Consider the following 25596-nt stretch of genomic DNA (forward strand, 5'->3'; position numbering starts at 1 on the left):
GAAAACTTCAAAACCGTGGCGTGCGGCGGAACGGCTCAGGCTGACGACGTAGCAGATTGGCGCCTTCGGAGGCGCGCGTTCTGTGGGTGTTCGACGCAGGCATGACGCGGTCCTGCTGCCGACGAGCAACGCTCGCCTTAAGGGCCGTCTATTTCACATCACAGGCTACGCAACTAACCGTCTCGGGCAGGTCAGCCGGGCAAAACAGCGAATGCGTACCCGTTTTTTCCATTGCGCTTGACCTCATACATGGCCTTGTCAGCTGCCGCGATCAACAGGCGATGATCGAAAAACGGATCGGGCCACGCAGCAATGCCGATACTTGCACTCATAATGCCCAGCCCCATCTGGCCGTCGATTTCCTTTACGCACGCGAGGAGCCGTGTCGCAATCGACTTCAACTCGCCGATGCCAGCGCCCGTGACAAGTACTGCAAACTCATCGCCACCCAGCCTCGCCACGATATCGCCGGGGCGCAGCGATTGCCGGAAATGGCTGGCCACCGACACCAGGAACGCGTCGCCGACGCCATGACCGAAGGTATCGTTCAAGTGCTTGAATCCATCGAGATCAAGATAAATAAGCGCGACGGAACTGGACGGCCCGGCGGATCGTGCTGACGCCACGGTCGCCTCCAGTGCCGAAAGCAGTTTTTGCCGGTTAGGCAGGCCGGTCATGCCGTCGTGCTGCGCGGCATAAGCGAGCTGGTCGGCCATGCCGGCAAGGCGCCGCTGGCGACGCACGTAAACAGCAAGTGCGTTCAGCAGTGCGCCAACCACGACGACGGTCAGAACGGCGAGTGTGCAGGCAATTCGCAGCGCGCGATGGCGAATGTCCCTGCTGAGCGCGTCACGCCGCGAACGCCAGTGAAGCCCGGTGGCCGCCAGCGCAGCGTGTGTTGCGTCGAGACTGGCGCCGGTTACCGCAACATCGTTCGTAAAACGCGGGACGGGGACGGGGCTGTAACCCGCAAGCGCGTCTACTTCGGCAACGCGGTCGCGCAGCGCGGCAATAGCGCTCTGGCGCGCGGCAGCGTTCACGTCGCTTTGCGGCATCGTCTGCCAGACCTCAGCGGCATTCTGTGCGACGTCGGCGCGCATGACGGACTCGAGCACGAGTCCGACGTATTCCTGCTGTATCTGGTCGGAGAAGACGGCCCGCACCTGAAGCGCCATGTAGCTGAGCCCGAACACGAGACAGATCAGCGAAACGACGCCGACCGCGAGCGGAGACGGTGTCAGCAGTCTTCGCCGGGCAGCGTGACCACGACTTTCCAGGCGAGGTGGCACATCACGGATGCGCGTACGTGGACTGGTCGTTTCCCGGGTCATGATGCCGATAATCTACGCGACGAAATGCGGATGCGATGCGGGAAAACAACGTCGGCGGTTTCGGGGGGCTCGCGGCACGGTGGTGGTTGACGGGAGCGGCGGGGCTCACCGGATGCGACGGCGCGCGGATGATGTCTGCCTCCATCGGGGCGGCACTCGCGTCCCATTCCGTTCCGGCGTCGACCTGCGTGTCCATGAACACCGGCGTCAAGCCTGCTGAAGGCGCAACATACGGCGGTGACGACGCGGGATCGACTGCTACCGCGGCCAACGCACGAACGACCGGCTCCGCAGTCGAATCGTTCCGTCGCGAGGCGCCAGTAACGACCATCGGCTGCTCACGCGCCGCCTGAATGGCGCGCTCGTACGCCTGCATGTCCCGGCTGAACCACATGATGTACGTCGCGGTGCCGAGCACGCCAACGCCAAGCCCAATCGAGGACATGAGCCAGAGTTGTAGCCACGGCGGACGGGACGCTCGCTTATCAGGATTTTCGCGGCGCGCAGTACCGCGTATCCGCTCAGATGATGCCGGGTCGCTGTCCATTGCAACGCTCCACCTGGTTAGAGATCGTGCGCGACGCGCGGTCGCGATTCCCACGCCGGTCGGTGCAGGCAGACGCGCAAGCAAGTTGCGGTCCCGCATCCAGATTCGAGGTTCGGCATCGGAACTCCCGGCGATGTTCCTGAAAGCCCCTTGAACCATGATAGTTTGAAGTTTCCCTCCGCGGCCTGCCTTCGTTGTCAGCGGGTCTGTTTTTCTTGCTTATCGACGCGCCACGCCGCGAAAAGACAACGTCCTGGCCGGCGTGACCTGGACGCTGACCCTGTATCTCCGGTGCGGAACACAGGAGTGGCGAGACATTCGCGTCCCCTGACCTGCTATGGCCCTTCATGGGCAACGACGCGCAACCGTCATGCCGCAGCGGCACCGGCCAGCGAAAATACCGAAGGAGTTCTCTTCGCCGCGAGATGCGCGGCTGGCGTGGGCGGATTCGCCGTCATCCAGTTACCCGGTGGTGCCACTCAGGAACACACCGTGGATCGCCCTGACGGACGAGGCAATGCAACAGTCGAAGAAGGCGTGGCGAGAAACAGTTTCACATTGCTTTGCAGGGGAAGTCGAGTCGCTGGCTGCGCTTTCGGGCAACTGATCCGTCATCGTTGGGCTGAGATGAATCTCATCGCGAATGACCACCCACGCTGACAGCAATTCGAACGGCGGTCAGCGACTTTGCGGGCGCAGCGCAGCGTCACCTTGACAGGGCGCCGCAAGCGACGCCCCGGCGCATTAATGGCCTGCGCTCTGGCCGCCGTCGACGTGCAGGATCTCGCCCGTGACGAACGGTGCCGAATCCAGATACAGCACAGCGTTTGCGATATCGCTCATCTCGCCCATGTGGCCGACCGGATGTAGCGCATCGAGCGCTGCGTGGGTTTCCGGCGCATGTAAAGGCGACTTGATAATGCGAGAAGACGAAGTTCCCGGTGCTGTCGCGACGTCCGCGTCTGTCTCAGGACGCCTCGCTGCGTGGATCAAAATCAAACTCGAGCCTGATGCCGCCCGGCTCGTACACCATCGTGTGTCGCTTGGGGCCTGGACCCAGGTTCTCCGGCGCAAACTCGACTGTTACGCCGGGCCACCCGGCAACCCGCGCGAAGATCTCGTTGAGTGCGCTTTCGCTAACGACGCGCAACGCGATGTGATGCAAGCCGACATTCGTCTTGCGGTCAAACTCTGTACGGTTTGGCTGATCTGTGACTTCCCAGAGCGTCAGCATGACATGTCCGTCGGACACGAACGCGGCTGGATACGAAGGCCTCTCGCCGACTTGCGTCCAGCCGAGGCAATTGACAAAGAAGTCGCGCGTGACGCCCAGATCGCGGACCGTCAGGCCCACATGATCGATGCCGACCGTTAGCGGTTTATCAGCCATTTCGAAGGTTTCCAGGGTGGGTTGAGGGATGTTACTGCAAACGGCCGGGTGACGTGGAAGAGCAGATTGCCGGACGCCACGCTGCTGCCTTCGATTGCCAAACTCGTACGGCACGCGGTGCATGAGCGGAAATCGGTGACGATGCCCGACGAATGCGAGCGGCCCCGGGCAACGCATTGATGGCCTGACTGCCAAAAAAACGCACGCAAACCGGCGCAGCCGTCACAAACGCCCTGTGCTGCCCGTCTGGTGGTGATGCGAAGCGCAATGGGCGCACGCACAACCAGAGGGCAAACATGATGACGGCAGCACGAATCAACTTCTTTCAACTCGCCCCGGCTAACCTGAAGGCGATGATCAATCTCTCCGGTTCTGTCAAACAGAGCTCGCTTGGCGCCAGAATCGTCGAAATGATCAATCTGCGTGTTTCGCAGATCAACGGCTGCGGCGTCTGCGTCGACATGCACTGGCGTGATCTGATAAAGCAGGGCGTCGACCCGCGCCATCTCAACGCGATTGCCGGCTGGCGCGAAGCGCCGTTCTTCGACGCCCGCGAGCGTGCTGCGCTCGGTTGGGCCGAAGCGGTCAACGCGCTGCCGCACCAGGATACGACCGACGACGCGTGGCGCGCGTTGAGCGAGCGTTTCAACGAAACGGAGATCGCCGAACTGTCGTATGTCATCGCCACCATTCGTGGCTGGAATGTGATGAACCTGAGCCTGCGTAACCAGATTCCGGAAAATCCGGCGCCGGGATTCTGATCGGGAGATGTTCTGTCGTTCGCGCGTGGATGTTCAGCGCGCGGACGCGACATCGACGCCATGCATCAAACGGTTCACGGATCGTGCACGGACAGGAGTGACATCATCGAATTCGTCCATCTCGACAATCCAGACGACCTGCTGTCTGCCTTCACGGTGATGCGCGAACTGCGCCCTCATCCGCACGACGCTGCGTGATTCGTCAGCCAGATAGAGCGCCAGCGCGCGCAGGGCTGCCGTCTGCTCGCCGCGCGCGCAGGCCCTCGTCAGGTTTTCGTCTGGCTGAATGTGTAGAGATCAGCGTGATAGCGCGAAGCGCTGCGGTCCCGCGTGCGTGCGATCCACGCGCACTTCACGTGTGACCTGAAGCATGAACGGACGCCGCATCGAAAGCAAAACGAATAAAACAGCAGGCTTTTAGCAAGCGACGCGCCGTTAAACCATAACACTGCGGTGGTCCAATGCGCCCTGTTTCAAATGGTATGTCGCAACCGCTACACATCTCTAACAACATCGCCAGCGTCATCCACCCGGGAAGCCGGCGGAAGCGCTGAACAGCGAATCTGGAGCCCCGAGAAATGTTCCGTAGAGTCCTTTTGCCCGTCCCGCTCGCCGCGCTCGCGCTGGCACTGAGCGCGTGTGGCAGCAGTAACGACAACACGCCCGCTGCTGCAGCAACACCGCCGGCCGCTACCGTATCGGTGCAGGACGCCGCTGTCACCGCCACGCCGATCAAGCATCTCGTGGTGATCTTCGGCGAGAACCGTTCGTTCGATCACTACTTCGCGACATACCCGGCCGCGGTGAATCCGGCAGGCGAGCCGCAATTCCTCGCAGCTTCGAATACGCCGACTTCGGTCAACGGGCTGACGCCCGCGCTGCTGACGTCGAACCCGAACAAGACCGCAGCCGGTAATGGTGCGAACGCCTCCAACCCGTTCCGGCTCGACCGCACGCAGGCGAACACGGAAGGCCAGAACCACGCCTACACGGCCGAGCAGCAGGCCTATGACAACGGCCAGATGGACCTGTTCCCGGAGTTCACGGGTAACAATACGGTCAGCAGCACAGGCGTGTTCGGCACGCCAGGTCTCGTGATGGGTTACTACGACGGCAACACCGTCACGGCGCTGTGGAATTACGCGCAGAACTTCGCGATGAACAGCAACACGTATACGGACACGTTCGGTCCGTCGACGCCGGGCGCGATTCACGTGGTGTCCGGCCAGACGAACGGCGTGATTCCGAACGGCGGCGTCGCAGTGGCGGGCAGCATGATCTCCGACGGCCAGGGCGGCTTCACGATCACGGGCGACCCAGATCCGACGGGCGACGTCTGCTCGGGTGCGACGTCGGGCAAGATGTCGGCGTTGAACAAGAACATCGGCGACCTGCTGAACGCGAAGGGACTGACGTGGGGCGGCTTCATGGGCGGCTTCGATCTCACAGCGACCAATCCGAACGGCACGACAGGGTGCTCACGCACGACGTTCTCGTCGGTGCTCGCATCGTCGCCGAAGGATTACAGCCCGCACCACAACTGGTTCCAGTATTTCCCGTCGACGGCCAACCCGGCGCACACGCGTCCGACCTCGGTCGCGACAGTGGGCTTCAACGATCCGCTCGACAGCACGGCGACGCCGGTTCACCACGAGTACGACGTCAACGACTTCTTCGCAGCAGTGAAGTCGGGCAACTATCCGTCGGTGAGCTACCTGAAGGCACCGGCTGTGCAGGACGGTCATCCGGGCAATTCGGATCCCCTCGACGAACAGGCGTTCTACACGAAGGTCATCAACTTCCTGCAGCAGCAGCCTGACTGGAAGAGCACGGCCGTCATCCTGACGTACGACGATTCGGACGGCTGGTACGACCACCGCTACGCAGCACCGACAACGGCATCGTTCGACGCGTCCGACATGCTGAACGGCGCCGCGACGTGCGGCACCTCGGGCACGACGCCGCAAGGTCTCAGCCCGGCCGGTCTCGCGATCAACGGCCGTTGTGGTCCGGGCACGCGCGTTCCGTTCGTCGTGGTTTCGCCGTATGCGAAGGTCAACTTCGTGGATGACACGCGCCTCACGCAGTCATCGGTCGTGCGCTTCATCGAAGACAACTGGCTTGGCGGTCAGCGCCTCGGCGGCGGCTCGAACGATGCATCGGCGGGCAGCATCATGGGCCTCTTCGACTTCACGAACGGCGGCAGCACGCCGACGCTGTACCTCGACCAGAACCTGGGGACGAAGCTCTCTGCCGCACCGCAGATCTAATCCCGGTTCGTTGCACCTGTGACGCGTGTCGAGCCAGCTTCGTGCTGGCTCGACACGTTTGTTCGTGTTCCGCGCTTTTCATTGCTATCGCCATGACCCTTCGTACGAATGTCGCCTTTCCGCCGCCGCTGCCGGCCGGCAAACAACCCGATCCCCGCACGGCACGTCGCACGTTCATACGCGTGCTTGTCTGGGCCATACCGGGTGTCGTGATCGCGCTTGCCGTGATGGCGGGCTATGCACTCGCGTACCCCGAACGCATGCCGGAGGCTGTGGGCGAGCTCGTCGAAGACCTGACCGGTGCGAATCCGCATCCGGTGCATCTTGTGCGGCCCGACACGGCGCCGCTCAGTTCCGTCGCACTGCTTGGCCGGGAACTGTTCAATGATCCGTCGCTGTCGGCATCGGGCAAGCAGTCGTGTGCGTCGTGTCATAGCGCGCAGCACGCCTATGGGCCGCCAGATGACCTGTCGGTGCAGCTGGGCGGCCCGCATATGACAGACGCAGGCTACCGTCCTCCGCCTTCGCTCACGTACCTGTATCGTCAGGCGCCGTTCAGCATTGGCCCTGACGCGGGCGATGCGGACGTTGTCGTGAATCTCGATCAGGCTGCCGCCGCCGCGCAAGGTGTGCAACGCGCGGTCAAGACCGCAGGTGCCGCGCCCGCCGCGCCCGCGATGGTGCCGCAAGGCGGTCTCTTCTGGGACGGCCGTGCCGATTCGCTGCAGCGCCAGGCGATCGGACCGCTGTTGAATCCGGTCGAGATGGCGAACCGGGACGTCAACGAAGTGGTGCAGAAGCTGTCGACGGGCAAGTATCGCGATACGTTCAGCAAGCTCTTTGGGCCGGCCATTTTCGATCATCCGGATCTGCTTGCTTCGGAAGCGATGTTTGCGATCGGACGCTATCAGGTGGAAGACCCGTCGTTCCATGAATTCAGCAGCAAGTACGACTACTGGCTGGAAGGACGCGCGCACCTGACGCAGGCAGAATTGCGCGGCCTGCGACTTTTCAACGACAAGGACAAGGCGAACTGCGCGGGCTGTCACGTGAGCCAGGTGAGCCGCGATGGCCTGCCGCCGCTTTTCACCGACCAGCAATATGAAGCGCTTGGCGCGCCGCGCAACAAAGCGCTGCCCGTCAACAAGGATCCGAAGTTCTACGACATGGGCGTGTGCGGACCGTTCCGTCACGATATCGCGACGCAGACGCAGTATTGCGGCATGTTCCTCACGCCGACTTTGCGTAATGCCGCTGAACGCCATGTGTTTTTCCACAATGGCGTCTATCACGACCTCAAGCAGGTGATGAATTTCTACAACCTGCGCAACACAAGCCCGGAGAAGATATATCCTCGCGACGCGTCAGGCAAGGTCATGAAGTACGACGATATCCCCGCTAAGTATGTTGCGAACATCGACGTGGCCGACGCACCGTTCGACCGCAAGGCTGGCGATCAGCCCGCCATGACCGATGCGGAAATGGACGACATCATCGCGTTCATGAAGACGCTGGACGACGGTTATAAAGCGCAGTAATACCGGGCGCGCCGCGCGGCAGGTTATACGCGTGGCGCGCCTCTCGTCTGGCTGTGCTCGCTCAAGTGGAACGCGCAGCGAGCAACAGCGCTCACTGCCCCGGCGCCGATTCTCCCGAGGGTTTCGTTCCGCCAACAGCCTCGCGTGCCTGGTTCGCGTTTCTCTCGCTCGCGAGTTTCGCTTCCGCAGCCTGAATGTCTGCTGGATAAGTGGCATCGTCGCCGGACGTCGGGTTATAGCCTGCCTTCTCAACGGCGGCGAGATCGGCCCGTACTTCGGCACGGGTCACGGACGATGAACTGGACTGGGCAAATGCCATTACGGGAGAAACAAGGACACTGGCAGCAACTGCAATGCAGGCGAAGAGCTTCATGCTAAATCTCCAGATAAACGATGGACCGGATGTGTGCAATGCAGGACGTCTCGCACTTTCGCCAGCGAAGCCGTCTGGCAGATCTTCTGTTTGCAGAAGATTGCACTGCATGCCCGGGTAAACACGCGGACGCATCGTTTTATTCCGCCGACGCGCGACGTCATCCGTCCGTAAGGTGCGCCGCAAGCGAGACGACAGAACGTGCCATTGAACATCGCGTGCGTCCGTGCAGCGTCGAATGGGTGTCGCGATGAACACGCTGCCTCAACCTGCACCGGATGTATGCGTTTGTATGCGTGGAATCCGGTCCCGTTTAGACCTACCTTGTAGCATCGGGTCGTTATTGTTCGCGCCGGTTCGGCCGGCATCGCGCGCCACAGCGCATCGTGAATTCCCTTCAGGCAGAGCGACCCGTCAGGTGACCGTGTCCACGCGTGCCAGACAGGAGTGTCGATGATGAAAGTGTCTTACAGAACCCGGAACGTTCCGGATGGAGAGGTTTTCTACCGTGAGGCCGGCCTGGCCAAAGCACCCGTCGTGCTCCTGCTGCATGGCTTTCCCACGTCGAGTCACATGTTCCGCGACCTGATACCGAAACTCGCGACACACTATCGCGTGATTGCGCCGGACCTGCCGGGCTTTGGTCTCACGCGTACGCCTGCGCGTGGCACGTTCGACTACACCTTCGACAATCTCGCGAAGGTCATCGGCGATTTCGTCGATGCGCTCGACCTGCATAGCTACGCGATCTACATTTTCGATTACGGCGCACCCACGGGGCTGCGGCTCGCGCTTGCGCATCCCGAGCGCGTCACGGCCATCGTCAGCCAGAACGGCAACGCCTACATCGAAGGCCTTAGCGACGCATGGGAACCCTGGCAGGCATACTGGCGCGAACCTGCAGTTGAACGGCGCGAAGCCTGCAGGGACGCACTCAGCGCGGACGTAATCCGCAACTTCCAGTATCTCCACGGGGCCGAACCGGGCCTTGTCTCGCCGGATGGCTACACGCTCGATATTGCGTACCTGGCGCGACCCGGCGCGGACGAGATACAACTGGACCTGATTCTCGACTATCGCAGCAACGTCGCGCTATATCCGGCGTTCCAGGCGTACTTCCGCAAGCATCTTCCGCCTTTGCTCGCGGTGTGGGGCAAGAACGACCCGTTTTTCATTCCGCCGGGCGCGGAAGCATATCGCCGGGATCTGCCGGATGCGCGCATCCAGTTCCTCGATGCAGGGCACTTCGCGCTTGAAACGCACGCGCAGGAGATTGCTTCGCTGATGCTCGAATTTCTCCAGACGAACGGAATCGGCTGAAGCGCGGGCGAGACGTTCAACACGATACGCGTCACGTCCGCCGTGCCCGGGGCCTGCTGAGGCGATCGAGCATGGATTTGAGCCTTGCTGGCATGGGCGCTTTTCGTTTCATCGAATATGATCCGTGCTGCGGGCAATGCGTCATTCCCGCGCCCGCAGTCATACATCGAGGAAATAGCCATGTTCGAAAACGTGCCCGCCTACGCCGGCGATCCGATTCTTTCGCTGAACGAGGACTTTCAGCGTGATCCACGCGGCAACAAGGTGAACCTCAGCATCGGTGTCTATTTTGACGATGTCGGCCGGCTGCCAGTGATGCGGGCTGTGCAGACCGTGGAAGCCTCGTTGCTCGAAACCGCTGCGCCGCGCAGCTATCTTCCGATGGCAGGTCATGCGGGTTACCGCGACGCGGCGCAGGCACTGGTGTTCGGCGAAAACCATGATGCGCGTCGCGCGGGGCGTATCGCCACGCTTCAGACGCTCGGTGGTTCTGGCGCGCTCAAGGTGGCCGCCGATTTTCTTCGCCGGCACGTGCCGGATGCGCAGGTATGGATCAGCGATCCGAGCTGGGAAAATCATCGCGTCGTGTTCGAAGGTGCCGGACTCACGGTCAATACCTATCCGTACTATGACGCCGCGACGGGTGGCCTGCGCTTCGAAGCAATGCGCGATGCGATCGATGCGTTGCCAGAGCGAAGCGTCGTTTTGCTGCATGCGTGCTGTCATAATCCGACCGGTGTCGATCTCAACGCTGAGCAATGGGTTGAACTGATTCCCGTGCTTCAGCGCCGCAAGCTGATCGCGTTTGTCGACATGGCGTATCAGGGCTTTGGCGCCGGTCTTGAAGAAGACGCCGCGTGTGTGCGCAAGCTCGCGGATGCGGGCGTGCCGCTGATCGTCGCCAGTTCGTTCTCGAAGAACTTCTCGCTATACGGCGAGCGATGCGGCGCGCTGAGCGTTGTCTGTCGCGACGCAGAAGAAGCGCAGCGCGTGCTTGGGCAACTGACTTTTGCGGTCCGCGCGAATTACAGCAATCCGCCCGTGCATGGCGCAAAACTCGTGGCCGGCGTCCTCTCGAATCCCTCGCTTCATAGTGCGTGGGAGAGCGAGCTGGCGGAGATGCGGCAGCGCATCAAGCTGATGCGCGGCAAGATACACGACGGGCTCGCCGGACTTGTCGACGATGTGCTGCGTGCCCGCTATGTCTCGCAGGTCGGCATGTTTACGTACACCGGGTTGAGCGAGCAGCAGGTAGAAAAGCTGCGCGACGAACACGCAATCTATCTGTTGCGTTCAGGCCGGATGTGTATTGCGGGCCTCAACCAGCAAAACGTCGGATATGTTGCTTCTGCAATAGCGTCGGTCGCCGGCAAGGTCGGCGTTGCGAAATGATCCGGACGTGTGTCGAGCAGATCGATAGCGCACGTATGCGCTTACGGGAGTCGTGATGAAAGTCTGCATATATGGTGCCGGTGCAATGGGTGGCTGGATTGGCGTGAAGCTCGCCCAGGCGGAGTGCGAGGTAAGCGTCGTGGCACGCGGCGCGGCGCTCTCCGCGATCAGGCAGAACGGGCTGCGTCTTGCAGACGCCGATGGCACGCGATCGGTCGCCGTGAAGGCGAGCGACGTGCCCGCTGAACTCGGCGTGCAGGACCTCGTGGTTGTGGCAGTCAAGGCGCCGGCCATGCAGTCGGTTGCCGCGCAACTGGCACCGCTTGTCGGTCCGGGAACGCTGGTCATGACCGCGATGAACGGTGTGCCCTGGTGGTTTTGTGCGGGCCTGACAGGGCCGTTTGCAAACACGCCGCTTGAGTCAGTCGACCCCGGCGGCCTGATCGCCGCCGCGATCCCCGCGCGGCAAACCCTGGGTTGTGTGGTCCACGCGAGTTGCCGCATCGAAGAGCCGGGCGTGATCCGGCACAACATGGGCGCCGGATTGATCGTCGGGGAAGCTGCCGGCGAATCGGGTGAACGCGTGAACGCACTGGTCGCGCTGTTGCGTCGCGCGGGTTTCGATGCCTCCGCGTCGGCAAGCATTCAGCGTGACGTCTGGTACAAGCTGTGGGGCAATCTGACGATGAACCCGATCAGCGCGATCACCGGTGCGACGACAGACAGGATTCTTCGTGATGACCTGGTGCGGGGTTTCGCGACAAACGTCATGATCGAAGCGAAGGAGATCGGCACGCGACTTGGCATTCCGATTGAGCAGGATCCGGAAGACCGGCATGCAACGACGTTGCGGCTCGGTGCGATGAAAACATCGATGTTGCAGGATGTCGAGGCACGCAAGCCGGTAGAACTCGACGCGCTTGTGGGCGCGGTCTGCGAACTCGGAAAACTGGCCGGCGTGCCGACGCCTTTCACGAATGCGCTGCTCGGCCTCGCGCGCCTGCACGCGCAAACGCTTGGACTTTATTGAACGCAGGGTTGCGCAGGCCGTTTTGGCCTGCGCAGCCTGAAGTGCTTCGGGCTGGCGCAGAGGGTTCAGCTGGCGGCGAGATAGTGTTCAAGTTGCTCGAGCGTCACGCCGACCCCGCCGCAAACGACGACAAGAATCTTGCGGAATCCGTCGAGTGCGCTCGCACGGTCGTATACCGGCGCGAGGCTTGCGCCGCACGCGGGTTCGACAAGCACGCGGTGATCGTCCAGAAAACGCTTGCATGCTGTGATGGCCGCTCTGTCGGTCACGGTCACGGGGCGGATGTCCGCGGTTTGTGCGAGCTTGAACGCCTGCTCCGAAACCTGCTTTGCGCCTAGCGAAGTTGCAACGCTGCGAATGGCGTCCAGTTCGATCCGCCTGCCTGCCTTGACCGATTGAGCGAACGAGGCGGCACCTTCCGTTTCCACGGCGATAACCGGCACGTGTCCGAGCCCGTTGCGACGCAGGCCTTCGTGGACGCCGCAGAGCAAACCGCCGCCGCCTACCGACAACACGACCGCGTCGGGTTGTTCGCCTGCGGCGACGACTTCATCGATGATCGTTGCGTGACCTGTCCACAGCAGCGGATCGTCGAACGGATGAATGAAAGCATCCGTCTCGCCGACCAGCGAAAGTGCCATGCCGTTCGCTTCCTGCCACGTCGCGCCGTGCACGATGACCTCCGCGCCTTCCATCGCGATCAGGTCTCTGGCGCGTTGAGTGGTGGTTTGCGGAACGACCACAACGGCAGGCAGGCCAAGCTGCCGCGCGGCATACGCGACCGCGATGCCCGCGTTACCGCCCGAAGAGGAGATGAAACGTTGTTTGCCGTTGCGTGCGTGTTCCTCGCATGCGTAACCGATTCCGCGAATCTTGAACGATCCGGGTGGCTGCATTGCGTCGAGTTTGAGCAGAACGGTTGCGCCGGCAGCAAGACCAAGCGGCAGGGACGTCAGAAGAGGCGTTTGAATATGAAGCGACATGGAAGATCCGCAAAACGAAACTTTCGTGAGCGTACCTGAAATGCGGCATCCATGTGTCGCGTAACCAGACACCCAGCGAATCCGCACTTGCCCTCAGGCGGTCAGAAAGGCCGGCGCCGGGCGGCGCGAATGGATTCCACGTGTCTTGACTTCCATTTTTTGCGTACCTTCACGTGCCTTCTCATGCGATGCCCGCGCGCTCACTGCAGGCAGACCCGGCTCAGATCGACGGTACGCCTGTACACGCTGCGGTCAAGCCACGGCATGAACGTGTATTCAACGTAGGCGTTGCTGCCAATCATGATCCAGTTGTGAAGGACGTCTCGCATGACGAGTCTCCTGGTTGCTGTGATATCAAGGTTAGGCAACGCAAGGACGCATTCCTGTTCTACGAACGACTGCTGGCATGGCGCATGTGGAGGAGGCACCGCATACGATCGTATATTTTCTCCTCGACGTATTCAGGTCACTAAAGGCCACCGACGCGTGCGTCGGTGCAGATTGAGACGTTCGAGCATGCAAGTGAGCGTCACGGGCGTGTCCCCGGGCGGGTTGTCCTTTTAAATGCGCTGAACGGCAAGGCAGGCGAAAGGTGTTGCGCAGGCGTATGCCGGACCAGATAGTTAAGGAGCGGGTTATGTCGAACGTTGAGCAATACGGGTACGGATTTCCTTGCGGTGGGAACTTCTTTTCGAAAGGCCTGGCGCGCGCGGGTGGTCGTTGAACATCGGGCCATTTGCATTTCCGGTTGCACCGCTGATTCTCTTTTTAAGTATCGCGATTGCAGTCGTTGTCGCGCGTCTCGTGGGTCGTGACGCACGCGAGGCGGAATCCGCCGTTCTCGTGATGGCTGCGGTCGGGCTGTTGGTCGCGCGCCTGTCGTTCGTCGGCCATTACCTGCCTGCCTGCAGCGACAACTGGCTGAAGATGCTGGACTTCCGCGACCTCGGCTTCGATCGGGTACCCGGCGTCGTGGCCGGTGCGCTCGTTCTACTCTGGATCGTTATGCGTCGGGCTCATCTGCGTCACGCTACGCTTGTTGCGGCCGTTGTCGGGGTCGCAAGCTGGAGCGTTGCAACTGCAGCAGCGGGGACCGCGAAGGCGTCGGAGCTGTTGCCCGCAGTGAATGTCACCGACACGAAAGGTGAGGTGCAATCCCTCGCGCGAAACGATGGAAAGCCGCTTGTCGTCAATCTGTGGACGAGCTGGTGTGCGCCGTGTCGCGGTGAAATGCCCGTGCTGGCCGAGGCGCAACGCAATTTTCCGGGCGTCGATGTTGTATTCGCCAACCAGGGCGAATCGCTTGAGGCGGTCAACGGATTCCTCAAAACCCAGGCACTTTCGTTGCACAACCTGGTGCTCGATCCATCGCTCGCCGTCGCGCGCGCAACGGGCGCGCGGGCATTCCCGACGACGCTCTTCTACGATGAAAACGGCAAGCTGCTTGCCGCGCATCTCGGGCCATTCTCGCGAGCGACGTTCCAGCAGGCGCTTGAAACGCTGTATCCGTCTGCTGCAGCCGGCGCTTCCCGTTAAGCGAAGTGGCGACAAAGAGGTCGCGTAGTGGTTCGGAAGATCCGGCGCATGCGGCGTTCGTGTTAACCCATAGCGTAACAGCGACATTCCGCGCGCCGCTTCGCTGACGTTTTGCAAGAAACGGCCGGACATGATGCACGTATGCGACCTCGCGGTTTGTGGCCGGACGGAGTTCAATGCGCAGTGGCCTCGACGCACAAACGGCAATCACAGCGTATGGTGTGCGACCCGTGTCTGCAGATATGCGATGCATGCTGGACCGTGTAGCCGCCAGGCGACAGTACAAGCTTATTCGGCATCCGAAATGGTGTGTATGACTCATACCTTGGTATGATTTTCGTTCTTCCAGGTGGCCGATAGGCTGTTATTCATGCCCTTGTGTAGTGCCGTTCCGGTCCAGACCGTGAATCTTTTTCCGGAGTACAGAATGCGCACCGCACCAGTCGGAATTATTGCCATTGTTGACGACGATGCAATCAGGGCGGCGACAGGTAGCCTGATTCGCTCCCTTGGCTGGCACGTGTGCCTCTTCGACTCTGCGATCGCGTTTCTCCGGTGGCCGGACATCGCCCAGACCGCCTGCCTGATTTCGGACGTGCGGATGCCGCACATGTCAGGTGTCGAGATGCACAATCGCCTTCTGCAACTGGGCCATACGCTGCCCACCATTTTCATCACTGCCTTCCCGACCCCAGGTCTCAACGCAAAACTGAAGGCACCAGGCGTCATCGCGATCCTCGAAAAGCCGGTTGACGCTGCCGCCATGGAAGATTGCATCGCGCGTGTGATGGGCACGCCTTAAGACGGATCGCTTTAGCCGCAATCCAGCCGGTTTTACACCGATGGCGGGCGCGGCCGTGAAAACCGACCCCCGCGTATCCGCCGAGGGGCCAGATTCGCTTGGGGCAGCTTTACGCTGCTTTCAGCCGCTCATTTCGCGTCCCGATCCAGCGCCGCGACCCCATTTGCTCAATAAAGGCAGGTTCTGTCAGCGAAACGGCGCATCTGGATACCCGTTAAGGCGGCCCTGACGCTACGATTTCCCACATTGTTGTTTCGCGCATCGCGAGATATCCATACGGGAGCGGCAGTGAGAATCGAAACAGTGGGCGTCGTCGGCGCCGGTACGATGGGAAATGGCATAGCACAGGTCGCGGCAATTGCCGGCCTGAAGGTCGTGCTGGTCGACGTTACCGAAGCCGCGCTCGCCAAGGGCGTCGCCACGCTGGGCGGCAGTCTTGCGCGGCTGGTCGAGAAAGGGAAGGTCGAAGCGTCGTCGCGCGACGCAGCGCTGGCGCGGATCGAAACATCGACCGACTACCAGCGCCTCGGCGTCGCCGATATCGTGATCGAAGCCGCGACAGAGAACGTCGAGTTGAAGATCCGCATTCTTCGACAGATCGAAGGTGTTGTGCGCAACGACGCGATCATTGCGTCCAACACGTCGTCGATCTCGATCACGACACTCGCGGCGACCCTGTGCAGGCCGGAGCGTTTCATCGGTATGCACTTTTTCAATCCGGTTCCGCTCCTGCCGCTAGTCGAGGTGATTCGCGGTCTGCAAACAGGCACGGAGACCGCGGCCGCTGTGAGCGACCTCACAACGCGTCTTGGCAAGTCGCCGGTCAATGTGCGCAACGCGCCAGGCTTCGTGGTGAACCGCATTCTCGTGCCGATGATCAACGAAGCGTTCTTCGTGCTGGCCGACGGCATTGCAACCGCAGAGGAAATCGACACCGGCATGATGCTTGGCGCCAATCACCCGATCGGGCCACTGGCGCTTGCAGATCTGGTTGGGCTGGACGTATGCCTTTCGGTAATGGACGTCTTCCTCAAGGACTTCGGGGACTCGAAGTATCGCGCGTGTCCGCTGCTGCGTGAACTCGTGGCGGCCGGGCGACTGGGTCGCAAGACTGGACACGGTGTCTACCGATACGAGAAGGCTTGAACACGTTTAACCGATATATTCGGGTAAAGCGTTCGTATTATTTTTCAGGAGAGTTTCGTGAAGATTGTTGTCGCAGTCAAACGCGTGGTCGATTACAACGTGAAGGTCCGTGTGAAATCGGACAACACGGGTGTGGACATCGCGAACGTGAAGATGTCGATGAACCCGTTCGACGAGATCGCGGTTGAAGAAGCGGTGCGTCTGAAGGAAGCGGGCGTGGCGACTGAAGTGATTGCCGTGTCGTGTGGCGTGACGCAATGTCAGGAAACGCTGCGCACGGCGCTGGCGATTGGTGCTGATCGTGCGATCCTGATCGAATCGGGTGAAGACCTGCAGCCGCTGGCGGTCGCGAAGCTCCTGAAGGCGCTGGTCGACAGGGAACAGCCTTCGCTGGTGATTCTCGGCAAGCAGGCGATCGACGACGATTCGAACCAGACCGGCCAGATGCTCGCGGCGCTGGCGAACCTGCCGCAGGCGACGTTCGCCTCGAAGGTAGTGGTAGCCGACGGCCGCGCGACCGTGTCGCGCGAAGTGGATGGCGGCGCGGAAACACTGTCGCTGACGCTGCCGGCGGTGATCACGACCGATCTGCGCCTGAACGAGCCGCGTTATGTGACGCTGCCCAACATCATGAAGGCGAAGAAGAAGCCGCTGGAAACGCTCAAGCCCGAGGACCTCGGTGTCGATGTCACGCCGCGCCTGAAGACGCTGAAAGTGGTCGAGCCGCCGAAGCGCAGCGCGGGCGTGAAGGTTGCCGACGTGAAGACGCTGGTCGAGAAGCTGAAGACCGAAGCCAAGGTGCTTTGATCACGAACACGCAGGAGACGGACGAAATGACGAATCTGGTAATAGCAGAGCACGACGGCGCATCGATCAAGGCGGCAACGCTGAACACGATTGCAGCCGCGCAGAAGATTGGTGGCGACATCCACGTGCTGGTGGCGGGCCACAACGCGCAGGGCGCGGCGGACGCGGCCGCGAAAATCGCAGGCGTGAGCAAGGTGCTGCTGGCCGACGCCGCGCAACTCGAAGCCGGTCTGGCGGAAAACGTCGAGGCGACGGTACTGGACATCGCGAAGAACTACACGCACATCCTGGCGCCGGCAACCGCATACGGCAAGAACATCGCACCGCGCATCGCAGCGAAGCTGGACGTCGCGCAGATCAGCGACATCACTGCCGTGGACAGTGCGGATACGTTCGAGCGCCCGATCTACGCCGGCAACGCAATCGCGACCGTGCAATCGAGCGATGCCATCAAGGTGATCACGGTGCGCACGACGGGCTTTGACCCGGTGGCGGCCGAGGGCGGCAGCGCAGCGGTGGAGAAAATCGAAGCCGCAGCCGACACCGGCCTTTCGCAATTCGTGAGCCGTGAAGTGACGAAGCTGGACCGACCGGAGCTGACCTCGGCGAAGATCATCGTGTCGGGTGGACGCGGTCTGGGTAGCGGCGAGAACTACACGAAAGTGCTCGAGCCGCTGGCGGACAGGCTGAACGCGGCGCTGGGCGCATCGCGTGCGGCAGTGGATGCAGGGTTCGTGCCGAACGACTACCAGGTGGGCCAGACGGGCAAGATTGTGGCGCCTCAGCTGTACGTGGCCGTCGGCATCTCGGGTGCGATCCAGCATCTGGCCGGCATGAAGGATTCGAAGGTGATCGTGGCGATCAACAAGGATCCGGAAGCACCGATCTTCAGCGTCGCTGATTACGGTCTGGTGGGTGATCTGTTCACGGTCGTGCCGGAAATCGCAGCCGAACTGGGCTGAGCAGGACCGCGTCCCTTGCTCCGTGGCGACCATGGAGCGTGACGGACGGGTCCGTCACGCTCCTTCACGACATCGAGCGATTCGATGCACTCAAAGTCCGGCGCGCCCCGCGCCCCGGACACGAACGCGTGACAAACGCCCCTGACAGCGGGCAGCGGGACGCCCGGCGTATGTGAGCCCGCGCCCACCGTCGACATTCGCGCCGGCAGGATGTCCACCATCCGCCGCACCGGGGCTATGCCCCCATGCCTCCGCAACTGCTAGCCTCCGCCTCCGCCAGGAACGTGGAATAGCACCTGCAGTCCTCGCCGGAAGCGAGCCCGAGGACCTCTTCGCTCAACATCGGCGCGATGAACGCCAGTCCCGGGTCTTTTCGCTACCCATTCAGACGTATCCTCTATATTCTCCAGTCGTGCAGCGGCCACCAGACCTGGTTCGAAGCGGGATGCCACGACACCGGCCATCCTGATCCGGTAGTGCTTTCCCGGTCCCGGCCAGGAGAAACTACCGTTGCCGGTCAGCCAGTGCCGGCCGCTGGACGCCAGCAGATGACGCTTGCTACGATGTCGGCGCGCGATGAGCGCTGATCGCGACAGGTCAGCGGCAGCAAAGCCTTGAGCTCCGGTCGATAGCAGTTGACAGGCAGGCTGGGACACGCGCGGGGAGCGGATAGCATCGAAAGCGAAGAAGCCGTCCGAAGAGGGCAATGCGTTTTGATCCGGCGTTCAACAATTGAATCAGTTTTCAGGCACCGTCCCCATATCGCTCGTCAACGCCTTTCTGGCGGGCGCCGATCCGGCCGCGGTCGAGCGGATGGCAGGGCAATCCGGCATCCACAGCGAACTGCTGCGTGAGCCCGCGGCTCGCGTCACGCTGGAGCAGTTTTCCACGCTGTATCGCCTGCTCGCGATCGAACTCGACGATGAAATGCCCGGCATCTTCAGCCGGCCGCTCCGAAACGGCACGCTGAAGTATCTCTGCCTGAGCCTGCTCGATGCGCCGCGGCTCGAAATCGCGATGCACCGGTTCGGCCAGTTTTTTCACCTGGTCGTCGATGATTTCAGGCTGGAATCGCGGCGCGAGGGGGGGCTCTGTCGCATCGAGCTTGTGCCGGATCCTGCCAGTCCTGGCTTCGGCGTGCTCGGCCGCGAATTGATGCTGAAGCTCGCGCATGGGGTGGCGTCGTGGCTCATCGGCGAGAAGATTCCGCTCGTCAGCGTGGAGTTCGATTGCCCGCGGCCGCCGCGCGCGAGTGACTACCTGTATCTCTTCCCCGGACCCGTCCAGTACGGTTGCGCGCGCACGCTCATGTCGTTCGACGCGGCGTATCTGGAGATGGCGATCAGGCAGCGCAAACCCGATCTGAAGAAATTCCTCGCCCGCGCGCCGGAGGACTGGATCTTCGTCTCGCTCGCCGAACAGCAGGTGTGCAACCGCACGCGCCAATACCTTGCCACCTGCCTGCCTGAGATTCCCACGATCGAAGTCGTCGCGCGGCATCTGCATTTTTCCGTGCGCACGCTATGCCGGCGGCTCGTAGCGGAAGGCACGACGTTCCAGGCGGTCAAGGACGAAGTGCGCCGCGATATCGCCATTCAACGGTTGACCGGATCAACGGACGCGATCGCGTCGATTGCCTACGACATCGGTTTCGGCAATACGACCGCATTTCATCGGGCATTCCGGCAGTGGACCGGCAGCACGCCGAAAACGTACCGCGCGATGACCTGAACGCCCGTCTGGAGTGTGGCAGAAGATGTCAGTTTACAGGTGGTCCGCTGACGGCGCCCGTGCCCCGACGGGCATGGCTGCGCGCCATACAGCCACGGTCCTCCAACAGGGGGATGGCGGCGCGGCTGTGCGCCCGAATTCCTGATTGCGATGCGCGGGGCGGCAGATTCAGTCAATCAATAGGCGTATTTCGGTATCGGGTGGACGCGCTATCACCGTTACCATGGTGCATCTGTCAGGCCCTTTTCGGCGCCCAACTCGTTCAATTTGCACAGGAAGACCACTCGTGACCCGTTACGCCGCCCCCCTCAAAGACATGCTCTTCGTGATGAAGGAGCTGGCCGATCTCGACACGATCGCCACCTTGCCCGGTTTCGAAGACGCCGGTCTGGACACCGCCCAGGCCGTGCTCGAAGAATCCGCGAAGCTGTGCGGCGAAGTGCTCGCACCGCTGAACGTCGAAGGCGACCGCAACCCGAGCGCGTGGAAAGACGGCACGGTCACCGCGACGCCCGGCTTCGCCGACGCGTTTCGCCAGTTTGGCGAAGGCGGCTGGCAGGGCGTGCAGCATCCGCTCGAATACGACGGCCAGGGCCTGCCGAAGCTGGTCGCGACGCCGTGCATAGAGATGCTCAACGCATCGAACCTGTCGTTTGCGCTGTGCCCGCTGCTCACAGACGGCGCCATCGAGGCGCTGCTGACCGCCGGCACCGACGCGCAGAAGCAGATCTATGTGCCAAAACTCGTCTCCGGCGAATGGACCGGCACCATGAACCTGACGGAGCCGCAGGCGGGCTCGGACCTCGCCCTCGTGCGCACGCGCGCCGAGCCGCAGGGCGACGGCTCGTTCAAGGTATTCGGCACGAAGATCTTCATCACGTGGGGCGAACACGACATGGCGAAGAACATCGCGCATCTCGTACTCGCGCGCACGCCGAACGCACCCGAGGGTGTGAAGGGCATTTCGCTCTTCCTCGTGCCGAAGTTCCTCGTGAACGATGACGGCTCGCTCGGCGCGCGTAACGACGTGCACTGCGTGTCGATCGAGCACAAGCTCGGCATCAAGGCGAGCCCGACCGCGGTGCTGCAGTTCGGCGACCACGGCGGCGCGATCGGCCACCTGGTCGGCGAGGAAAACCGTGGCCTCGAATACATGTTCATCATGATGAACGCGGCGCGCTTCGCGGTTGGCATGCAGGGCGTGGGCGTCTCGGACCGCGCGTACCAGAAGGCGGTCGAATACGCGAAGGACCGCGTGCAGAGCCGTCCGGTGGACGGCAGCGCGAAGCAGTCGGTCGCGATCATCCAGCATCCGGACGTGCGCCGCATGCTCTCGACAATGCGCAGCCTGACTGAAGCGTCGCGCGCGCTGGCTTACGTGGCCGCCGCGCACAGCGACATCGCCCACCGTCACCCGGATGCGGCCACGCGCGCCGAACACCAGGCGATCTACGAATTCCTGGTGCCGGTCGTGAAGGGCTGGAGCACGGAGCTGTCGATCGACGTGACGAGTCTCGGCGTGCAGGTGCACGGCGGCATGGGCTTCATCGAGGAAACGGGCGCCGCGCAGTACTACCGCGACGCACGCATCCTGCCGATCTACGAAGGCACGACCGCGATCCAGGCGAACGACCTGATCGGTCGCAAGACGGTACGTGACGGCGGCGCGGTGGCCAAAGCGCTGCTCGCGGACATCGCGCAGACGATCGAGGCGCTCGGCCCGCACGACGCGCTGGCCTGCCGCTCGATGAAGCGCTATCTCGAACAGGGGCGCGATTCGCTCGCCGCGGTGGTCGACTTCATGGTGGCGAATGTGAAGCGCGATCCGAACGCAGTTTTTGCCGGCAGCGTGCCGTACCTGAAACTTGCAGGCATCGTGCTGGGCGGCTGGCAGATGGCGCGTGCGCTGCTCGTGGCGATGGAAAAGCGTGAAGAAGATCCGTCGTTCTATGGCGCGAAGATCGCGACCGCGCAGTTCTTCGCGGAACACGTGCTGACGCAGGCGTCGGCGCTCGAAGCGTCGATCGTGACGGCGAAGGGCGGCGAAGGCATGCTGGGGCTGACAGAAGACCAGTTCTGACGCTTCAACGCTTTGCGCTTCATCTGCATGACCGGATCAGATGAATCCGGTCATGCATCTTCCGCAGACGAAACGCGGGCTTAGTGAGCCCAGCGCAACACCAGCGGATCGAGTCGTCGGGCGACCTTCAGCAGGCCGTCACGCACTGCCGGCTGCATCGATGCGAGCGGATGACGCACCATATCGGACTTGATCACGCCGCCTGCTTTCATCAGTGTCTTGCACGCCGCGAGTCCGCACTGGCGGTTCTCGTAGTTGATGAGCGGCAGCCATTGCTGATAAAGCTCCGCGGCCTGTTCCGTATCGCCGGACGCGTAGGCATCCACAATCTTGCGGATCCCGTCCGGATAGCCGCCGCCCGTCATCGAGCCCGTCGCACCCGCGTCGAAATCCGGGATCAGCGTGATGGCCTCTTCGCCATCCCACGGGCCGACCACGGCGTCTCCCCCCAGCCTGATCAGCTCACGCAGTTTCGATGCGGCCTGCGCGGTTTCGATCTTGAAATACGAAACGTGTTCGATTTCCTTCGCCAGGCTCGCGAGGAACGCGGCCGACATCGGCGTGCCAGCGACCGGCGCATCCTGGATCATGATCGGGATATCGATCGCGGCGGACACCTTGCTGAAGAACGCATGAATGCCGGCCTCGCCGACCCGGATCGTCGCGCCGTGATACGGCGGCATGATCATTACCATCGCCGCGCCAGCGTCCTGTGCCGCGCGACTGCGGGCGGCGCACACGTCGGTGCTGAAGTGCGTCGTCGTAACGATTACCGGCACCCGGCCCGCGACATGCTCCAGCACCACGTTCTGGACGGTGCTCCGTTCTTCGTCGGTCAAGACGAACTGCTCGGAAAAATTCGCAAGAATGCAGATGCCGTTCGATCCGGCATCGATCATGAAATCGATCGCGCGCTTCTGGCCGTCAAGGTCGAGCCGGCCGGCTTCGTCGAATACGGTGGGCGCGACGGGGAACACGCCGCGATAGATGGGGGTTGCCATTGAAAGAGTCTCCTGGATAGCACGATGCACGCCGCTCGCTCCGACGGCTGCGGCGACTATACGGGCGCAGGCGACGCATCGTATAGCGAATGCTTTCTATCATGTGATCGCTTTTACGACTTGCCCTGCCCAACCTTCATCTGACGCTTGCCATATCGCCACATCCGATATATGATTGAGTCATCACTCATTTATTAATTTCCGCTGGTTTCAGGATGGCACGACCCAGAAGTGAAGACAAACGCGACGCAATCCTGTCAGCCGCCATTCAGGTGATTGCTGAACAGGGCCTCGGCGCGCCCACTTCGCGGATCGCGCGCGTGGCCGGCGTGGCGGAAGGCACGCTCTTCACGTACTTCGATACGAAAGACGAACTGCTTAACCAGCTCTACCTCGAGATCAAGGCGGAAATGCGCGAAGTCATGATGGCCGCGTATCCGAAGGCGGCCAGTCTGCAAACGCGCACGCGCCACGTCTGGGATACCTATGTGAACTGGGGTGTCGCGCAACCGGACAAGCGACGCACGCTGGCACAATTGTCGGTGTCCGACCGGATTTCGGAGCAGGTCAAGGTCGCCGGCATGCAGGCGTTTGCCAACGTCAATACGATGATCGAGGAGAGCATCGCGAGAGGCGCGCTTCGCGATCTTCCGCCGGCTTTCGTTACGGCGATCATGGGTTCGCTGGCCGAGACCACCATGGACTTCATTGCCCGCGATCCGGCTCATGCGGACCGCTATCGCACCGCAGGGTTTGAGGCGTTCTGGAGCGCGATCGTCAAAACGTGAGCTTTTTTTGTGTTGAATGAGTGAGTACTCATTCAAAAATGGAGAGGGATAGAATCATGACGAAGGTATGGCTGGTTACGGGAAGCGCGCGCGGTCTTGGGCGCGAGATAGTTGAAGCAGCGCTGGCTGCCGGCGAACGGGTCGTTGCTACGGCGCGCAATCCGGCGCATCTTGACACGCTGGTCGAGCGTTACGGCGACCGGGTGCGTGTCGCAGCGCTGGACGTCACGGATTCGGGCGCTGCGCTCGACGCCGTTCAACTGGCGGTGGACGCATTCGGCCGGCTCGACGTCGTCGTGAACAACGCGGGGTTTGGCCATCTCGCGCCGTTCGAACAGGCGCCCGAGGCGGACTTTCGTGCGCAGATCGACACGAACTTCTATGGTGTCGTGAACGTGACCCGCGCGGCGCTTCCTGTGATGCGCCAGCAGCGCGCGGGACACATCATCCAGATTTCGTCGGTGGGCGGCCGGGTTGGCATCGCGGGGCTTGCAGCCTATCAGGCGGCGAAATGGGCGGTCGGCGGTTTTACTGAAGTAATCAGTCAGGAAGTGGCGCCCTTCGGCGTGAAGGTGACGGCGCTGGAACCCGGCGGCATGAAAACCGGCTGGGGCGGGGAAGCGATGAGCGCGCTGCCTGACCTGCTGCCGGACTACGCGCCTTCGGTAGGTCAGACCATCGACCTGCTTGGACAGCACGTCGGCCAGGAAACGAGCGACCCCGCAAAAGTGGCCGCACTGGTATTGCGGCTTGCGGCTCACGACACGCTGCCGCCCCATCTGCTGCTCGGAAGCGACGCGCTGTACTTCTGCGGCGAAGGCGACAAGGCGCGGGCAGCCAGCGCCGCGTTGTGGCACGACGTCAGCCTGTCCACCGACTTCGCGGCAGCGGGCCTGCCGCCAGCGCTTCCCGCAGCATGACGACACCCCGGCAGGCAACGCACATGAAAGACACACAGTCTTCTGTCGAACGATTCGGAGAGATGCAATGAGAGTGCTGATATTCGGTGCGACCGGCATGGTCGGGCAAGGCGTGCTGCGCGAATGCCTGCGCGATCCAGACGTCGAGTGTGTCCAGACCATAGGCCGCACGCCTACGGGGCAGTTCGATCCGCGGCTGCGGGAGATCATCCATCGCGACATGACCGATTACCGCTCGATGGAAGGCTCGCTGACGGATTTCGATGTGTGCTTCTTCTGTCTGGGCGTGTCGTCAGTGGGCATGAGCGAAGCGGACTATACGAAGATTACGTACGACATCACGCTTGCCGCGGCCGAAACGCTGGCGCGGCTCAGTCCGCAGATGACTTTCGTTTTCGTGTCCGGCGCGGGCACCGACAGCACGGAGCAGGGGCGCAGCATGTGGGCGCGGGTCAAGGGGCGCACGGAGAACGCGTTGCAGCGGCTGCCGTTCCGGGCGGTGTATCTGTTCCGGCCTGGCGTCATTCAGCCTCTTCACGGCATTCATTCGAAGACACGTCTCTATCGCGCGATCTATGCACTGGTCGGCCCGCTGCTCACGACATTGCGGGTGCTGCTGCCGAACTACGTCCAGACGACCGCGACCATCGGCCAGGCGATGCTTGCGGTCGCGCGCGATGGCGCACCCACCGCGATCGTCGAGGCCCGCGATATCGAAGCCATTGCGCGTGCCGCTTCGCGGCGCGCAAGCGGCATGGCGGCGACATGACGGCCTGCCACGGAACGCACTAAAGTAACGGAGCATTGCTTCAGATTCATCCGGACCTCGACACCGGCTTCGGCCGTACGCCGGGCGGCGCGCGTCACGCCGCAGATCGGGAAATTCAC

24 protein-coding genes and 1 pseudogene are annotated in these 25596 nt (G+C 62.2%); 17 read left to right on the forward strand and 8 right to left on the reverse strand.

Features of this window, described 5'->3' with window-relative positions:
• Positions 1 to 191 precede the first annotated feature (191 nt).
• The 4 genes and pseudogenes from LPA36_RS09205 to LPA36_RS09220 form a co-directional block, all read right to left on the reverse strand.
• Positions 192 to 1289, reverse strand: a complete 1098-nt coding sequence (locus LPA36_RS09205; protein ID WP_228875844.1) for a GGDEF domain-containing protein — start codon at positions 1287 to 1289, stop codon at positions 192 to 194.
• 1 nt (position 1290) lies between these two features.
• On the reverse strand, positions 1291 to 1776 hold the full coding sequence (locus tag LPA36_RS09210; RefSeq protein WP_228875845.1) for a hypothetical protein: 486 nt from the start codon (positions 1774 to 1776) through the stop codon (positions 1291 to 1293).
• Between the two features lie 846 nt (positions 1777 to 2622).
• Positions 2623 to 2829 (reverse strand): annotated as a pseudogene (locus LPA36_RS29425) (SDR family oxidoreductase); the annotation flags it as partial.
• Positions 2830 to 2845: 16 nt separating this feature from the next.
• On the reverse strand, positions 2846 to 3268 hold the full coding sequence (locus LPA36_RS09220; RefSeq protein ID WP_228876510.1) for a VOC family protein: 423 nt from the start codon (positions 3266 to 3268) through the stop codon (positions 2846 to 2848).
• Positions 3269 to 3564: 296 nt separating this feature from the next.
• Between LPA36_RS09220 and LPA36_RS09225 the strand changes: the two genes are divergently transcribed.
• The 4 genes from LPA36_RS09225 to LPA36_RS09240 all read left to right on the forward strand — a co-directional run bounded on the left by LPA36_RS09225 (position 3565) and on the right by LPA36_RS09240 (position 7837).
• A complete protein-coding gene (locus LPA36_RS09225; protein WP_228875846.1) occupies positions 3565 to 4029 on the forward strand; it encodes a carboxymuconolactone decarboxylase family protein in 465 nt (154 codons plus the stop codon).
• A gap of 60 nt (positions 4030 to 4089) precedes the next feature.
• Entirely contained in the window at positions 4090 to 4227 is a 138-nt protein-coding gene (locus tag LPA36_RS09230) for a hypothetical protein (protein WP_228875847.1), read from the forward strand.
• A 380-nt stretch (positions 4228 to 4607) separates the two neighbouring features.
• Positions 4608 to 6299 carry a phospholipase C gene (locus tag LPA36_RS09235; RefSeq protein ID WP_228875848.1) on the forward strand — a complete coding sequence of 564 codons (1692 nt, stop codon included), beginning with the start codon at positions 4608 to 4610 and terminating at the stop codon, positions 6297 to 6299.
• A 92-nt stretch (positions 6300 to 6391) separates the two neighbouring features.
• Positions 6392 to 7837 (forward strand): cytochrome-c peroxidase, encoded by a 1446-nt coding sequence (locus LPA36_RS09240; RefSeq protein ID WP_228875849.1) that lies wholly within the window; start codon positions 6392 to 6394, stop codon positions 7835 to 7837.
• Between the two features lie 91 nt (positions 7838 to 7928).
• Here the strand turns inward: LPA36_RS09240 and LPA36_RS09245 are convergent, their stop codons facing one another.
• Positions 7929 to 8210, reverse strand: coding sequence for a DUF4148 domain-containing protein (locus LPA36_RS09245; RefSeq protein WP_228875850.1), 282 nt, complete (start codon positions 8208 to 8210; stop codon positions 7929 to 7931).
• 453 nt (positions 8211 to 8663) lie between these two features.
• Here LPA36_RS09245 and LPA36_RS09250 point away from each other — a divergent pair, with 453 nt between their 5' ends.
• The 3 genes from LPA36_RS09250 (at position 8664) to LPA36_RS09260 (ending at position 11952) form a co-directional block, all read left to right on the forward strand.
• The gene (locus LPA36_RS09250) at positions 8664 to 9530 is read left to right on the forward strand and encodes an alpha/beta fold hydrolase (RefSeq protein WP_228875851.1); all 867 of its coding nucleotides are present in this window, start codon (positions 8664 to 8666) and stop codon (positions 9528 to 9530) included.
• Positions 9531 to 9710: 180 nt separating this feature from the next.
• Entirely contained in the window at positions 9711 to 10922 is a 1212-nt protein-coding gene (locus LPA36_RS09255; protein WP_228875852.1) for an amino acid aminotransferase, read from the forward strand.
• A gap of 55 nt (positions 10923 to 10977) precedes the next feature.
• Positions 10978 to 11952: a 2-dehydropantoate 2-reductase gene (locus LPA36_RS09260; RefSeq protein ID WP_228875853.1), complete on the forward strand. Its 975-nt coding sequence runs from the start codon at positions 10978 to 10980 to the stop codon at positions 11950 to 11952.
• 65 nt (positions 11953 to 12017) lie between these two features.
• On the opposite strand, the gene LPA36_RS09265 is transcribed toward LPA36_RS09260, so the two are convergent.
• Positions 12018 to 12935 carry a pyridoxal-phosphate dependent enzyme gene (locus LPA36_RS09265; protein WP_228875854.1) on the reverse strand — a complete coding sequence of 306 codons (918 nt, stop codon included), beginning with the start codon at positions 12933 to 12935 and terminating at the stop codon, positions 12018 to 12020.
• 200 nt (positions 12936 to 13135) lie between these two features.
• Entirely contained in the window at positions 13136 to 13264 is a 129-nt protein-coding gene (locus LPA36_RS29430) for a hypothetical protein (protein WP_267478898.1), read from the reverse strand.
• A gap of 391 nt (positions 13265 to 13655) precedes the next feature.
• Here LPA36_RS29430 and LPA36_RS09270 point away from each other — a divergent pair, with 391 nt between their 5' ends.
• From LPA36_RS09270 to LPA36_RS09300, 7 genes are all read left to right on the forward strand, one after another.
• Positions 13656 to 14471, forward strand: a complete 816-nt coding sequence (locus LPA36_RS09270) for a TlpA family protein disulfide reductase (protein WP_228875855.1) — start codon at positions 13656 to 13658, stop codon at positions 14469 to 14471.
• 427 nt (positions 14472 to 14898) lie between these two features.
• Complete coding sequence (locus LPA36_RS09275) at positions 14899 to 15273, forward strand: response regulator transcription factor (RefSeq protein ID WP_228875856.1); 375 nt, start codon at positions 14899 to 14901, stop codon at positions 15271 to 15273.
• A 288-nt stretch (positions 15274 to 15561) separates the two neighbouring features.
• A complete protein-coding gene (locus LPA36_RS09280; protein WP_228875857.1) occupies positions 15562 to 16419 on the forward strand; it encodes a 3-hydroxybutyryl-CoA dehydrogenase in 858 nt (285 codons plus the stop codon).
• Between the two features lie 57 nt (positions 16420 to 16476).
• Positions 16477 to 17226: an electron transfer flavoprotein subunit beta/FixA family protein gene (locus LPA36_RS09285; protein WP_228875858.1), complete on the forward strand. Its 750-nt coding sequence runs from the start codon at positions 16477 to 16479 to the stop codon at positions 17224 to 17226.
• 26 nt (positions 17227 to 17252) lie between these two features.
• Positions 17253 to 18188, forward strand: coding sequence for an electron transfer flavoprotein subunit alpha/FixB family protein (locus tag LPA36_RS09290; protein ID WP_228875859.1), 936 nt, complete (start codon positions 17253 to 17255; stop codon positions 18186 to 18188).
• 732 nt (positions 18189 to 18920) lie between these two features.
• Positions 18921 to 19919, forward strand: coding sequence for an AraC family transcriptional regulator (locus LPA36_RS09295; RefSeq protein WP_228875860.1), 999 nt, complete (start codon positions 18921 to 18923; stop codon positions 19917 to 19919).
• Positions 19920 to 20235: 316 nt separating this feature from the next.
• On the forward strand, positions 20236 to 21999 hold the full coding sequence (locus LPA36_RS09300) for an acyl-CoA dehydrogenase (RefSeq protein WP_228876512.1): 1764 nt from the start codon (positions 20236 to 20238) through the stop codon (positions 21997 to 21999).
• A gap of 80 nt (positions 22000 to 22079) precedes the next feature.
• On the opposite strand, the gene LPA36_RS09305 is transcribed toward LPA36_RS09300, so the two are convergent.
• Positions 22080 to 23000: a dihydrodipicolinate synthase family protein gene (locus LPA36_RS09305; protein WP_228875861.1), complete on the reverse strand. Its 921-nt coding sequence runs from the start codon at positions 22998 to 23000 to the stop codon at positions 22080 to 22082.
• Between the two features lie 215 nt (positions 23001 to 23215).
• Here LPA36_RS09305 and LPA36_RS09310 point away from each other — a divergent pair, with 215 nt between their 5' ends.
• The 3 genes from LPA36_RS09310 to LPA36_RS09320 all read left to right on the forward strand — a co-directional run bounded on the left by LPA36_RS09310 (position 23216) and on the right by LPA36_RS09320 (position 25477).
• Positions 23216 to 23788 (forward strand): TetR/AcrR family transcriptional regulator, encoded by a 573-nt coding sequence (locus LPA36_RS09310; RefSeq protein WP_228875862.1) that lies wholly within the window; start codon positions 23216 to 23218, stop codon positions 23786 to 23788.
• Positions 23789 to 23844: 56 nt separating this feature from the next.
• Positions 23845 to 24708, forward strand: a complete 864-nt coding sequence (locus LPA36_RS09315) for an SDR family NAD(P)-dependent oxidoreductase (RefSeq protein WP_228875863.1) — start codon at positions 23845 to 23847, stop codon at positions 24706 to 24708.
• Positions 24709 to 24775: 67 nt separating this feature from the next.
• Positions 24776 to 25477, forward strand: coding sequence for an NAD-dependent epimerase/dehydratase family protein (locus LPA36_RS09320; RefSeq protein WP_228875864.1), 702 nt, complete (start codon positions 24776 to 24778; stop codon positions 25475 to 25477).
• Positions 25478 to 25596: the final 119 nt, after the last annotated feature.

The sequence above is a fragment of the Paraburkholderia saeva genome, from assembly GCF_907164555.1.
Lineage (GTDB): Bacteria > Pseudomonadota > Gammaproteobacteria > Burkholderiales > Burkholderiaceae > Paraburkholderia > Paraburkholderia saeva.

Bases quoted from the DNA above. Each gene is read 5' to 3' on its own strand.
- LPA36_RS09210 (WP_228875845.1), bottom strand. From the start codon at position 1,776: ATGTCCTCGATTGGGCTTGGCGTTGGCGTGCTCGGCACCGCGACGTAC.
- LPA36_RS09220 (WP_228876510.1), bottom strand. From the start codon at position 3,268: ATGGCTGATAAACCGCTAACGGTCGGCATCGATCATGTGGGCCTGACG.
- LPA36_RS09225 (WP_228875846.1), top strand. From the start codon at position 3,565: ATGATGACGGCAGCACGAATCAACTTCTTTCAACTCGCCCCGGCTAAC.
- LPA36_RS09230 (WP_228875847.1), top strand. From the start codon at position 4,090: ATGCATCAAACGGTTCACGGATCGTGCACGGACAGGAGTGACATCATC.
- LPA36_RS09235 (WP_228875848.1), top strand. From the start codon at position 4,608: ATGTTCCGTAGAGTCCTTTTGCCCGTCCCGCTCGCCGCGCTCGCGCTG.
- LPA36_RS09240 (WP_228875849.1), top strand. From the start codon at position 6,392: ATGACCCTTCGTACGAATGTCGCCTTTCCGCCGCCGCTGCCGGCCGGC.
- LPA36_RS09245 (WP_228875850.1), bottom strand. From the start codon at position 8,210: ATGAAGCTCTTCGCCTGCATTGCAGTTGCTGCCAGTGTCCTTGTTTCT.
- LPA36_RS09250 (WP_228875851.1), top strand. From the start codon at position 8,664: ATGATGAAAGTGTCTTACAGAACCCGGAACGTTCCGGATGGAGAGGTT.
- LPA36_RS09255 (WP_228875852.1), top strand. From the start codon at position 9,711: ATGTTCGAAAACGTGCCCGCCTACGCCGGCGATCCGATTCTTTCGCTG.
- LPA36_RS09260 (WP_228875853.1), top strand. From the start codon at position 10,978: ATGAAAGTCTGCATATATGGTGCCGGTGCAATGGGTGGCTGGATTGGC.
- LPA36_RS09265 (WP_228875854.1), bottom strand. From the start codon at position 12,935: ATGTCGCTTCATATTCAAACGCCTCTTCTGACGTCCCTGCCGCTTGGT.
- LPA36_RS29430 (WP_267478898.1), bottom strand. From the start codon at position 13,264: ATGCGAGACGTCCTTCACAACTGGATCATGATTGGCAGCAACGCCTAC.
- LPA36_RS09275 (WP_228875856.1), top strand. From the start codon at position 14,899: ATGCGCACCGCACCAGTCGGAATTATTGCCATTGTTGACGACGATGCA.
- LPA36_RS09290 (WP_228875859.1), top strand. From the start codon at position 17,253: ATGACGAATCTGGTAATAGCAGAGCACGACGGCGCATCGATCAAGGCG.
- LPA36_RS09300 (WP_228876512.1), top strand. From the start codon at position 20,236: ATGCTCTTCGTGATGAAGGAGCTGGCCGATCTCGACACGATCGCCACC.
- LPA36_RS09305 (WP_228875861.1), bottom strand. From the start codon at position 23,000: ATGGCAACCCCCATCTATCGCGGCGTGTTCCCCGTCGCGCCCACCGTA.
- LPA36_RS09310 (WP_228875862.1), top strand. From the start codon at position 23,216: ATGGCACGACCCAGAAGTGAAGACAAACGCGACGCAATCCTGTCAGCC.
- LPA36_RS09315 (WP_228875863.1), top strand. From the start codon at position 23,845: ATGACGAAGGTATGGCTGGTTACGGGAAGCGCGCGCGGTCTTGGGCGC.
- LPA36_RS09320 (WP_228875864.1), top strand. From the start codon at position 24,776: ATGAGAGTGCTGATATTCGGTGCGACCGGCATGGTCGGGCAAGGCGTG.